Raw genomic sequence first — 10,654 nt, 5'->3', positions numbered from 1 at the left:
GGACGTCGAGGCTACGGGCGGGACGAACCGGGATCAATCCTTACCGTTGTTTTTTCGCTGGAAGCTACGGGCGGGCCGAGATCCCCGGCCCACCGCCCGCCTGGCCGGACTGGGCGCAGTGGGCGGCCGAGCACTGGCCCACCTGCACCGACAGCTAGAACGCGTATACATTTGCGACCGTTTGCGGACGGGTCTTGTGAGACACCGATCGTGCTGGTGGCGTGATCCACGATCGGCCGCGCGGCGGTGTTCGTAGAACGGTCCCCCAACGAACACCCGACCGCACCCGACCGCAGCCGACCGACGCTGACCGTCAGTGACCGCCACCCCGGGGCCGCCACCACGCGCCCTCGGTCGCCGGCCAGCGGATCGGCACCTCGGTCCGGGCGACCAGGTCCGTCGGCGGTCTCCGCTGAAGCTGTTATCGCGGCCCAGAACGGACCGGACCCGACCGACCCGGCGCCGATCCTCGGCTTACGGCTGCGTCCACGACGCCGGCCGGACGATCCCCGCCGGAAGACGGGTCCGATCGTTGCCCCGGGCGGCGTCCACCTGCTCCTGGATCAACCCCTGGGCCCTGGTGAGGTGCGCCCCGCCCAGCTCGGCGCCGGTGAGGTTCGCCCCGACCAGCCCTGCGCCGGTGAGGTTCGCCCCGTACAGCGCGGCGTCGGTGAGGTTCGCCTGGTCCAGCCGGGCGCGGGTGAGGTTCGCCCCTTCCAGCAGGGCGCCGGAGAGGTTCGCCACGGACAGCCGGGCGCCGGAGAGGTTGGCCCCGCCCAGCCGGGCGCCGGAGAGGTTCGCCCGGTCCAGCTGGGCGCCGGTGAGGTTCGCCCCGGCCAGCCCGGCGCGGGTGAGGTTGGCCTCGGTGAGGTCGAGGTAGTCGAGGCTGGTGGGGCCGGTGAGATCGGCGCCGATGAGGTCGCTGCGGGGAACGCCGTCGCGGTGAGGGAGGCGGGCGAGGACCTGGACGGCGGCGCGGATGTCCGCCGCGGGACGCACCGGCGGCGCCGGAGGCTCGCCGTCGGCGGGAGCGGGTGGGCGCAGCGCGGGATCGGTGCTGCGCGTCCGGATGAAGGCAGAGAGGACCTCAACGACGGTGCGCTGGTCAGGCGGGGAGTCGGTGGCGATGCGTTCCAGGGCATAGATGCCCCCGAGGCGGACCGTGCCGTTGTCCGAACCGAGCTGGTCCACCGCCCGGGTGAACAGCTCCCGGACGTGGGTGTTCTTGTTCGCCTCCCGCTCCCGGGCGTCCGCCGCCTCATTCGCCCGGCGGGTTTCGGTGTTGGCCTGCCGGGTCTCGTCCAGGGCGATCAGCGCGCCGGCGACGGCAACCAGAGCGGCGGCCGCGGTCAGCAGACCGCCCTGCAACGCCGCCCGCGCCTGGACCGCGCCGTCACCGGTACCCGGATACATCCGCGCGGGCAGATGCCAGATCCCCACCACCGCGGCCACCGCACCAAGACCGGCGAGCCCAGCCACCGCCCACAACCACCGCCGACCAGCCCGCCGTGCTGATCCCCCGCTGTCCGCCATGAGTGGGTTGTACGCCACCGAGCGGACCGATCCTGTCCGTTATCGCGACCCTGCACTCGTTTCTGCAGGCCGCGCGGGTGCGCGGGCCCTGCGTCGACATCCTGGGCGTCATGACTCCCCCTCGGCCGGCGCCCGGGGTGCTTCCTGCAGCATTTCCCGAAACAGCCGTCCTGTTGGTCCAGGCGAGCGACCGGGAACGAGAGGGTCCCCGTTGCCCGCGGGGGCCTTCTCACGTCAACGACCCGCATCAACCCCGGAAAATCTTCATCAACCGGTACCGGCGCCCTCGGTCGCGAACAGGGCGGGACGACACTCCCGCCGACACGTAGATGTGCACACCGTCGTGCACGACGCTGTGCAACCCGCCGAATGCGCCCCGGCGGCGGGCCGCCTGGCCCTCGCCGGCGAACCGCGCGACGCTGGACCCATGGCCAAGTCAGGCAGCACGAGCAGCACGCCGATGACGTCGGAGGCCGCCTCGCGGATCCAGTCCGCCGGCGACCGCGACCCCGCCAGCCGCACCGGCCAGACCGGGTTCGGCTCCCGGGCGCAGTCCTCGGCCGCCCACAACGACAACGAGCAGGACGACGACGAGGACTGACCGGCGACGGTCGCGGTAGCAGCCCACCCCGAGCGGCGCACCGCCGGATCCGGGTCCTGGACCCCGCCGGCCCGCCCGGCGCTACCGCTACCGTCCAGCTCAGGGCCTGTCCGAACGGTCTCGCGGCCGCTACCCGGTAGCGGACCCGCCGCTACCCCTCACCGTAGGCACGGCCACCTCGTGATCGTTTCTAGGGGTCCACTTTTGCAAGATCTTTAGAGGACGTCACGATCGTCACGCGTGACGATCGTCAGAGGATCGTGTCCCGTGAGTCGTAGGCGTCCGGTCCCGGGCCGGCCGCGTCGACCAGGACCGGGTCGGGGGCGCAGTCCTGGCACAGCTCGCGGCCGTACGCCTCGCCCGGGACGTGGTTGTAGCCCGGGATGATCGGATCCCCGCTACCCGGTTGACCGCGCACGTCTCGCAGAGTTCGCGCCGGCGCGGCGTGCCCCACGGCAGCGCGGTCACCCCGCCGACGATCACGTCCCCGCAGCCGCGGCACTGCGGCGGAATCTCGTCGTCCTCGTCCCGACAGTCCAGATCCGGCCCGTACAGACAGGCCGCGCACTCCGCCGTCCCCGTGGCGGTCGTGCCGGGCACGAGCAGCGCCCCGCACCGGGTGCACTCCGCCGTCGCCGCCTGGTCCTGGTCCACGGTGCCCCTCCCCGTCGTCGTCGCAGTCCTCACCGCGATGATCCTCCGGTCCAGACCGGCCGGGCGGGGACACCCGTAGGCCCAGCCCCGGCCGGTGACCGGGCCCCTGGCGGAGACGATCGATGCTCCTATGGATGTCAAGGCCATAGGTGGATAGCGATCAAGGATGGGGCTGGATGCTCAACCAGTCGATCGTGGCCGTCGACGGCGTGATTCCGTTGCCGCAAGGCACACCAGCAAGCTGCTGGCGATCGCCAGGATGACGCCGGCAGCGGTGCAGGCAAGGTTCAGGTTCGGAGAGGCGTCGGCCAGGCGCGGGACCGTGTTCAAGGGTGCTACGGAGTAGATCAGGAGCGCGCTCCAGCCGCGCAGGCGTACCGGTGCCAGCCTGGCGCGCAGGCGGCGGGGCACCCGGTCGGCGGCCATCGCCAGTCCGGCGGGCAGCAGGGTGAGCGAGAACAGAACCAGGCCGATCCACTGCCATTTCATGATGCGGGCCGCTCCTCTGTCGGGACACGGGGCATGGCTCTGCCGTGATCCGGGACGCGGGGGCAGGGGCGTTCATCCTCGACGATGGAGGTTCCCACACGATGTCAGGCGGCCGCAGGGAAATCGGCTGGTGTGGCAGGGGCGGTGAGGATCGTGTAGATCTCCCGGGCGACGTAGCGTTTGAGGCAGCGGATGATCTCTTTCTTGGTCTTGCCTTCGGCGGTGCGGCGCTGGGCGTAGGCCTGGGTGGTCGGGTCCCAGCGCAGGCGGCAGAGCACGACGCGGTAGAGCGCGGCGTTGGCCTGGCGGTCCCCGCCGCGATTGAGCCGGTAGCGGTGGGTGCGCCCGGAGGAGGCGGGTAGCGGGGCGACGCCGCAGAGCATCGCGAACGCCGCCTCGGAGCGCAGCCGGTCGGGGTTGTCGCCGGCGGTGACGAGCAGTTGGCCGGCGCTGTCAGCGCCGACACCGTTCACGGCGAGCAGCTTCGGGGCGATCGCGGTGACGAGACGGCTGATGACCTTGTCGAGATCAGTGATCTCACCGGACAGGTGCTGGACGCGGCGCGCGAGGCTGCGCAGGGCCAGGCGGACCGCGACCGCCGGGTCCCCGACCTGGCCGTCCGGGACCTCGATGTCGGCGCACGCGCCGATCAGCCGGGTCGCGGTCAACGTGGACAGCTCGGCGCGGACCGATTCCGGTGCGGTCACGATCAGCGCCTTCATCTGCTTGACCACGTCGGCGCGGTGGCTGACCGCGCCGCGACGGGCGACCCGCAGGGCGCGTAACGCCTCGACCTGCCCGTCCCGGTCCTTCGGTGTCCCGGTGCGCCGGCCGGCCAGCGCCGCGCGTGCGGCGGCGTCGGCGTCGACCGGGTCGGACTTGCCCTGCCAGCGCCGCGTCTTGCGGTCCGGACGGTCGATCTCGACCACCGTGACGCCCGCCGCGCTCAGATGCCGGGTCAGGTTGGCACCGTAGGAACCGGTCCCCTCGACCCCGACCTTCACCACCGTCCCCAGCCCGCGCATCCACTCCAGCAGCTGGCCATAGCCCGCCTCGGTCGCCGGGAACTGCGCCGAGCCGAGCTGACGCCCGGCCGCGTCGAGCACCGCCGCCGTGTGGGTGTCCCGGTGGGTGTCGACACCACCGACGACGCCGACTGCCTGCCGCTGCTGTGCCATCGTCGTCACAGCCGTCCCTTCACCTCGATCAACAGGGGCGGCACGCACCAGCCGGGCAGCGGACAAGACAGTGACGGGGCCTCTGGCCAGGCTCCTATAAAGTCACCCGCCCGTCCGGTGAGCGCACACGAGCCCCGCACCGACACAGCCGGCAGATCGATCGAAGGACACTCTGGTCAATCACGTGACGGGCCAGACCGGCCGGTGCGGGGCTCACCCACATCCTCACTATCACGTGACGGGCCAGACCGGCCGGTGCGGGGCTCACCCACATCCTCACTGTCACGTGATGATCGTCGTTGGCCCGACCCAGGGCCGCGGGGCTGTACGCCCTGCTGTACGCCTACTCGGCGATATCCGCCCGATTTTTCTCCGGTACTACGGCGACCCCGTGTAGGGCCACCGCTCTCGAACATGCTCTGACATCAGGGAGCGGCGGCCGCCCCACCGTGCGGACGGGCCGCGCCGACGGCGCGAGCGAGGGCCGCGACGGCCAGCGACGTGCTGTGGGCGGGCCAGCCGAGCAGCAGGGTGACGGGCTCGGCGTCTGTGACCGGCACACAGGCGAGGTCTTCGCGTAGTGAATTAGTCACGAAACGTGGGACCAGGGCAACCTTGTGGCCCAGTGCGACGAGTTGCAGCAGTTCCGTGAGGTTGCCCGGCTCGGGACCCGTGGCCGGCCCGTGCCGCGGGTGCACGTTCTCGTTGTGGAGGTCGGCGGTGCGCAGGCTGGCCCGCGCGGCCAGTGGGTGCGCGGGTGGAAGCACCGCCATCAGCGGTGCGGTCAGCAGCGGCTCGGTGTCGAGGCCGCGCAGGTCGTCGGCCGGGCTGTAGAGCAGGGCGGCGTCGGCCTGCCCGTCGTGCAGCAGCCCGACCCGGTCGATCTGGAAGACCACCCGCACCGGCAGCGAGCACGGCTCGCGCTCGCAGGCGGTGAGGATCGCCGGGAGCAGGCCTGCGTCCCCACCCGCCTTCATCGCCAGGACCAGGTGCGGGTCATCTGCGCTCGCCCGCCGGGTTCGCCGCGCTGCGGCGTTCACCGCCTCCAGGGCACGGCGCGCCTCCCCGGCGAGCACCTGCCCGGCCGAGGTCAGTGCCACTGCGCGGCTGCTCCGCTCGAGCAGGACGACGCCGAGGCGGCGCTCAAGCTTCTGGACGGTCCGCGACAACGCCGGCTGGGCGATGCCGAGCCTGGCGGCGGCCCGGCCGAAGTGCAGTTCGTCGGCTACCGCCAGGAACTGCATCAGTTCCCGGGTCTCCAGCGGACGGTCCATGCCGCCAGGTTATCGATCACGACCCAGCTGGTCCTGGACGCGCCCCGTCGCCGGTGGTGATCTAGGGCGGCCGGCTCTCCGTGCCGGCAGCAGCGAAAGAGGTGCGCTCCCAACATGGATCCGATTGACCCGACCGCGGACCCGCGCGACGTCCTGGAGCAGTGCCGCCGGGCCGCGGTCAACCAGGCCGTCGACGCCGTGCGACGTCTCTACGCCCTCGACGCGGTCCACGAGTTCCCGTTCACCCCGCCCGGCATGGCGTCCCGGCTCACCGGCCGCGACGAGATCGTGGGCTGGATAGCCGCGGGCTGGCGAACCCTCCCGTTGCGCTACGAGCGGTACCGCACCCTCGCCATCCACGACACCAGGGACCCGCGGACGATCATCGTCGAGCAGGAGGCGATCGGGAGAAACACCTCCACCGGCCGCGAGTTCGCCCTGCCCAATATCGTCGTACTCACCGTCCGCGACGGCCAGATCGCCCACCTGCGCGACTACGTCAACGTCCTGGTGGCGGCGGATGCCGCCGGGCTCGCCGCCGACGCCCTGGGCTGACCGGGCGCAGGGACCACGCTCGACCTTCGGGCGCCGGGGCCGGGGTGCAGGGTCCGTCACGCGCTGCCCAAGCCCTCCGCTGGCCAAGAGGGGCGCGGAGCGCGACTGGAGCAGATGTGTCGCCCGCCGACCCTCTCATGTGGCTCGTGGCCGTACCCGTTGCACTCCTGGGCGCTGTGGGCTGGCGGGGGTCTCCGCCCATGAACACCTCACCACGTCAGGACCCGCGGCCCGCGGCACCGTCCCAGACCGCCGAGCAGCCCCTGCTCCCTCTGCACACGGCGGTGGTCCTGCTCCTCGCGGTCACGGCTGCGGTAGCAGCCGCCGGACTAAGGAACCCGCGGAACCTGGGTCGCCACCTACCGGCGGGCCCACGCCGGCGAGGCGCCGCCACCGACCGCGGACGAAAGCGCCCGGCTGCATGAATTCCGCGCCACCGGCCGGACCCGCCACCAGATCGACGCCGCCCCGCCGCAGACCAGCTAGATCATCGCCGTTTGCGGCTGGTGACACGTTTCCTACCGGCACCCCGAGTACATGTCAGCGCCGCAGCGATCCGACGCACAGGCACAGTGCCAGGAGCCCTTCCCACACCCGTCCGCGGCCGTACCCGCCGAGCAGCGGCGTGGCCTGTTCGCGGAGCCCGATCCGCGCGCCGCCACGATGATCCTGATGGTCGGTCCTCCCGGGGCCAGGAAGACCACCCGAGCCAGGCACGGCTCAGGGGCGGTTCAGGCGAGCCAGCGCAGCACCAGAGGGTTATCCGGTAGCTCGTTGTCGATCAGTACGTCGGCGTGTTCGCGGGGCGCGGCGATGGTCTGGTAAAGCTTCTGGGCGGGCAGGCAGCGCGCTTCGTAGCGTTCCCGGACGGCGGCGGGCGAGCCGAACAGCGCGACGTCGCGGCGCAGCGCTCGGCGCAGTGACTCGGCGGGGCTGATCTGAAGGAACAGGCTGAGCTCCCAGCAGTCGCGGAGTTCTTCGCGCAGGAGGAAGACACCGTCGAGGAGAAGCACGGCGTTGTCCGGCGCCCGGCGCGGCGGCCGGTCCAGCGGGGTGTCGCTGCGGTGGTCGAAGCAGGCGTCGCGGTAGCGACGGTCACCAGCCGGTCCGAGCGGGTCGAGCAGGAGGCGTCGCAGGGCGGTGTAGTCGAACGCGTCGTGGAAGTAGCCCTCGGCGGAGACGGGTCCGCGTTGCCGGCGCATGGCTGCGGGCTGGTGGAAGTCGTCGACGCAGGCCCGCACGACGGGTCGGCCTCGGCGGGCGACCGTGTCGGCGAGTTCGTTGGTTAGCGTCGTCTTTCCCGCGGCGTCCGGCCCGTCGATCGCAACGCGTAGAGCCCGGTCCCCGACCGCGTTCACCAGCAGATCGGCAAGGGCATTCACGACGTGGGTGCGCGACGGCGCCGGACCAGGCTCGCTGATCACGTCAGACGCCTTTTCGCCGAGCAGGCGAAAATATTCTCTGTGTCCATTTGACTGGTGTCTCGCTGGGCTTGGCATTCTTGCGCTTGCAGCCAATGGCTGCCCTTTGGGCTCGACAACACACCGGAAGAAGGATTGTCCGGTGTCGATGTCGCATCGCTGACAATAGCCGACTCCTATTCCAAAGTTGGCTCGCGCCAACGCGGATCGCGGCGCTCCCGGCTCGGCTCGGTCGGCGTTGCGCCAGACGTCGCCGACCGGGCGGCGATCGAGACCGTCGCGGGAATCATGACCATCACCCCGCCCGCCGGCGACCCCGACTCCGACATTCCCGCGGAATTCACCTACCTCGGTCAGGACGGCGCCAGCGGCTGTACGGATCCTCCTCGACCCCCAGATCGGCGGGGCGGGACCTGTGGCCCGCGGCGCGGCGGGCCACAGGTCAGGATTGGCTGATGTCAGCGTCCGCTGTACCGTTGGGGCATGGTCAAGGTCGCGTCGCAGGCCGAGGTGCTCGCCCGGTTCGGTCACGCGCTGTCCGATCCGACGCGGGCGCGGCTGCTGCTGGTGCTGCGGGCCGGCGGGGCCTACCCGTCGGAGCTGGCCGAGATCCTCGGCGTGGGCCGCACGAACCTGTCCAACCATCTCGCCTGCCTGCGCGGATGTGGGCTGGTCGTCGCGACCCCGGAGGGTCGCCGCCAGCGTTACGAGCTCGCCGACGACAAGCTCCGCCACGCGTTGGACGACCTGCTCGACGTCGTCCTCGCCGTCGACACCGAGCACGTGCACTCCGACGGCCGCGCCGTCGCCGCGGCGGTGGTGGCGGCACCGGCCGGGCCCGGGACGGGCGCGCCCGCCGAGGCGTCCCTGGCGGGGGTGGGTGAATCATGACCACGCCCAGCCACGGCCACGGCCACGAGCCGCACGATGACCACGACACGGCCCACGTCCACGAGGCCAGTCACGTCCACGAGGCCAGTCACGGTCACGGGGTCGAGCCCGCCGACGACGGCCGCGGGCCGGGGCGCGGGCACGACCCCGGCCACGATCACGTGCTCGACCACCGGCCTGGGCACCGCCGCCCACACGGCCATGGAGCCGGGCACGGTCACGGAGTCGGGCACAGTCACGGGGTGCCGGCGGGGCGGGGGAGCGCGCGGCAGCGGCGCCGGCTGTGGCTCGCGGCCGGGCTGAACCTGGCGATCGTGGTCGGCCAGGCGGTGGCCGGGTTCGCCGCGGGGTCTGTCGGCCTGCTCGCCGACGCCGGGCACAACCTGACCGACACCGCCGGGGTGGTCCTCGCGCTGGTGGCGCTGACGTTGTCGCAGCGTCCGCCGTCGGCGCGGCGCACGTTCGGCGGGGTGCGCTGGCCGGTGCTCGCCGCGCAGGCGAACGCCGCGGCGGTGCTGGTGGTGACGGCGCTGCTGGCCGTCGAGTCGCTGCGCCGCCTCGGCGAGCACGGCCCGGTCGACGGCCCGGTGGTCGTCGCCGTCGCGCTTGTCGCGGCGGTCGTCAACGCGGTGAGCGCCCTGGCCGTCCACGAACGTGACGCTGATCTGAACACCCGCGCCGCCGTGCTGCACCTGGCCGGGGACGCGGCGGTGTCGGTGGCGGTCGCCGCGTCCGGTCTGGTGATCTGGCTGGTCGGCGGCTGGTACTGGCTGGACCCGCTGGTCTCCCTGCTGATCGCCGTGCTGATCGCCGGGCAGGGGGTGAAGCTGCTGGTCAGCGCGTCGCGGGTGCTGCTGGAGGCGACGCCGGAGAGCCTGGACGTCGCGGCGGTGCGCGCGGACATCCTGCGCGACACCCATGTCCTCGACGTGCACGACCTGCATGTGTGGAGCCTGTCCGACCGGGTGTTCGCCGCCTCGGTGCACCTGGAGCTCGGTCATCTCGACGGCGTGCAGGACGGCCATCCCAGCCTGGCGCAGGCGCGGGCGGTGTCCGACGGGATCAAGGCGATGCTCGCCGAGCGGTACGCCATCACCCACGTGACGATCGAGTCCGAGTGCGAGCCGTGCACCCCCCCGGACGACGACCCGTGCGGCATCGCCCGCGACCGGTCAGCGGCCGGCGAGCCGAGGATGTCCGGAGCTGGCCGCGACTGATCGACCGCCGTCACCGGCCGCGTCCGCGGCGGTTGAACCCGAGGCGGTGGGTGTCGAACCGGGCTCACCGACGAGTCGGTCCCTACGGCTGCTCAGCAGCTGGTTCGATGATCATCCCGCTGTCGGGGCTCACCAGGGCAGGGTTCCGTCGGCGTCGACGTAGGCGCCGGTGGGGCCGTCCGGGCCGAGCATCGCCATGCGGGCGATGATCTCGGCGCCCTGTTCGACGGTCTGGGTGCCGGTGTTGGCGTTGAGGTCGGTCCGGGTGAAGCCGGGCTCCACCGCGTTGATCCGCATCGTCGGGAACGCCTTCGCGTACTGCACGGTGATCATGTTGAGGGCGGCTTTCGACGCCGGGTAGGCGACGCCGGGGTAGGCGTGCCTGGGAGTGCCCGGTGTGGTCAGCGCCGTCAGCGAGGCCAGGCCGCTGCTGACGTTGACCACGACCGGGGCGGCGGAGCGGGCCAGCAGCGGGAGAAACGCGTGGGTGACGCGCACCGTGCCGACGACGTTCGTCTCGAACGTTGCGCGCATCACCGCGGCGGTGACGTCCGCGGCGCCGGGGTCACCGCTGTGCGCGATGCCGGCGTTGTTCACCAGCACGTCGAGCCCTCCGGCGGCGGCGACGGCGCTCACCGCGGCCTGCACGCAGGCGTCGTCGGTGACGTCGAGCTGGACCACCTGGACCCTCCGCGCGCCGAGCCGCTCGGCGGCGAGGCGTCCCCGTTCGGCGTCCCGGCAGGCGAGGTAGACGGTGTGGCCCGCGGCGAGCAGGCGGCGGGCGGTCTCGAAGCCGAGACCCTTGTTCGCCCCGGTGATCAGTGTGGTGGTCATGTGCTCA

The 10,654-nt window shown here is 72.1% G+C and carries 11 protein-coding genes; 4 read left to right on the top strand and 7 right to left on the bottom strand.

Features of this window, described 5'->3' with window-relative positions:
• Positions 1 to 474 precede the first annotated feature (474 nt).
• Positions 475 to 1,533, bottom strand: a complete 1,059-nt coding sequence (locus ND748_RS01875; RefSeq protein ID WP_251743636.1) for a pentapeptide repeat-containing protein — start codon at positions 1,531 to 1,533, stop codon at positions 475 to 477.
• 460 nt (positions 1,534 to 1,993) lie between these two features.
• On the opposite strand from ND748_RS01875, the gene ND748_RS01870 reads away from it, so the two are divergent.
• Positions 1,994 to 2,134, top strand: coding sequence for a hypothetical protein (locus ND748_RS01870; RefSeq protein ID WP_251743629.1), 141 nt, complete (start codon positions 1,994 to 1,996; stop codon positions 2,132 to 2,134).
• A gap of 250 nt (positions 2,135 to 2,384) precedes the next feature.
• Here the strand turns inward: ND748_RS01870 and ND748_RS01865 are convergent, their stop codons facing one another.
• The 4 genes from ND748_RS01865 to ND748_RS01850 form a co-directional block, all read right to left on the bottom strand.
• Positions 2,385 to 2,552: a hypothetical protein gene (locus ND748_RS01865; RefSeq protein ID WP_251743627.1), complete on the bottom strand. Its 168-nt coding sequence runs from the start codon at positions 2,550 to 2,552 to the stop codon at positions 2,385 to 2,387.
• A gap of 416 nt (positions 2,553 to 2,968) precedes the next feature.
• Positions 2,969 to 3,277 carry a hypothetical protein gene (locus ND748_RS01860; protein ID WP_251743625.1) on the bottom strand — a complete coding sequence of 103 codons (309 nt, stop codon included), beginning with the start codon at positions 3,275 to 3,277 and terminating at the stop codon, positions 2,969 to 2,971.
• Positions 3,278 to 3,381: 104 nt separating this feature from the next.
• Positions 3,382 to 4,455, bottom strand: coding sequence for an IS110 family transposase (locus ND748_RS01855; RefSeq protein WP_251743635.1), 1,074 nt, complete (start codon positions 4,453 to 4,455; stop codon positions 3,382 to 3,384).
• A 425-nt stretch (positions 4,456 to 4,880) separates the two neighbouring features.
• Positions 4,881 to 5,729, bottom strand: coding sequence for a LysR family transcriptional regulator (locus ND748_RS01850; RefSeq protein ID WP_251743615.1), 849 nt, complete (start codon positions 5,727 to 5,729; stop codon positions 4,881 to 4,883).
• Between the two features lie 114 nt (positions 5,730 to 5,843).
• Between ND748_RS01850 and ND748_RS01845 the strand changes: the two genes are divergently transcribed.
• A complete protein-coding gene (locus tag ND748_RS01845; RefSeq protein ID WP_251743614.1) occupies positions 5,844 to 6,284 on the top strand; it encodes a nuclear transport factor 2 family protein in 441 nt (146 codons plus the stop codon).
• 731 nt (positions 6,285 to 7,015) lie between these two features.
• Here ND748_RS01845 and ND748_RS01840 read toward each other — a convergent pair.
• The gene (locus ND748_RS01840) at positions 7,016 to 7,708 is read right to left on the bottom strand and encodes a uridine kinase (RefSeq protein WP_251743613.1); all 693 of its coding nucleotides are present in this window, start codon (positions 7,706 to 7,708) and stop codon (positions 7,016 to 7,018) included.
• Positions 7,709 to 8,188: 480 nt separating this feature from the next.
• Here ND748_RS01840 and ND748_RS01835 point away from each other — a divergent pair, with 480 nt between their 5' ends.
• Both ND748_RS01835 and ND748_RS01830 read left to right on the top strand, forming a co-directional pair.
• Positions 8,189 to 8,596, top strand: coding sequence for a helix-turn-helix transcriptional regulator (locus tag ND748_RS01835; protein ID WP_251743612.1), 408 nt, complete (start codon positions 8,189 to 8,191; stop codon positions 8,594 to 8,596).
• Positions 8,593 to 9,813: a cation diffusion facilitator family transporter gene (locus ND748_RS01830; RefSeq protein ID WP_251743611.1), complete on the top strand. Its 1,221-nt coding sequence runs from the start codon at positions 8,593 to 8,595 to the stop codon at positions 9,811 to 9,813. The genes ND748_RS01835 and ND748_RS01830 overlap by 4 nt, the downstream gene beginning before the upstream one ends.
• Positions 9,814 to 9,942: 129 nt before the next feature.
• Here ND748_RS01830 and ND748_RS01825 read toward each other — a convergent pair whose 3' ends face one another.
• Positions 9,943 to 10,647 carry an SDR family NAD(P)-dependent oxidoreductase gene (locus tag ND748_RS01825; RefSeq protein WP_251743610.1) on the bottom strand — a complete coding sequence of 235 codons (705 nt, stop codon included), beginning with the start codon at positions 10,645 to 10,647 and terminating at the stop codon, positions 9,943 to 9,945.
• Positions 10,648 to 10,654 lie beyond the last annotated feature (7 nt).

Origin of the sequence: Frankia sp. AiPs1 (assembly GCF_023716945.1) — a bacterium.
Classification (GTDB): Bacteria; Actinomycetota; Actinomycetes; order Frankiales; family Frankiaceae; genus Frankia.
The sequence above is the reverse complement of the archived record's forward strand: the minus strand, read 5'-3'. Positions and strand labels throughout refer to the sequence as shown.

What these genes read in the sequence shown, in the direction of transcription:
- ND748_RS01875 (WP_251743636.1), bottom strand. Translation starts at nt 1,533, where the DNA reads ATGGCGGACAGCGGGGGATCAGCACGGCGGGCTGGTCGGCGGTGGTTG.
- ND748_RS01870 (WP_251743629.1), top strand. Translation starts at nt 1,994, where the DNA reads ATGACGTCGGAGGCCGCCTCGCGGATCCAGTCCGCCGGCGACCGCGAC.
- ND748_RS01860 (WP_251743625.1), bottom strand. Translation starts at nt 3,277, where the DNA reads ATGAAATGGCAGTGGATCGGCCTGGTTCTGTTCTCGCTCACCCTGCTG.
- ND748_RS01855 (WP_251743635.1), bottom strand. Translation starts at nt 4,455, where the DNA reads ATGGCACAGCAGCGGCAGGCAGTCGGCGTCGTCGGTGGTGTCGACACC.
- ND748_RS01850 (WP_251743615.1), bottom strand. Translation starts at nt 5,729, where the DNA reads ATGGACCGTCCGCTGGAGACCCGGGAACTGATGCAGTTCCTGGCGGTA.
- ND748_RS01845 (WP_251743614.1), top strand. Translation starts at nt 5,844, where the DNA reads ATGGATCCGATTGACCCGACCGCGGACCCGCGCGACGTCCTGGAGCAG.
- ND748_RS01835 (WP_251743612.1), top strand. Translation starts at nt 8,189, where the DNA reads ATGGTCAAGGTCGCGTCGCAGGCCGAGGTGCTCGCCCGGTTCGGTCAC.
- ND748_RS01830 (WP_251743611.1), top strand. Translation starts at nt 8,593, where the DNA reads ATGACCACGCCCAGCCACGGCCACGGCCACGAGCCGCACGATGACCAC.
- ND748_RS01825 (WP_251743610.1), bottom strand. Translation starts at nt 10,647, where the DNA reads ATGACCACCACACTGATCACCGGGGCGAACAAGGGTCTCGGCTTCGAG.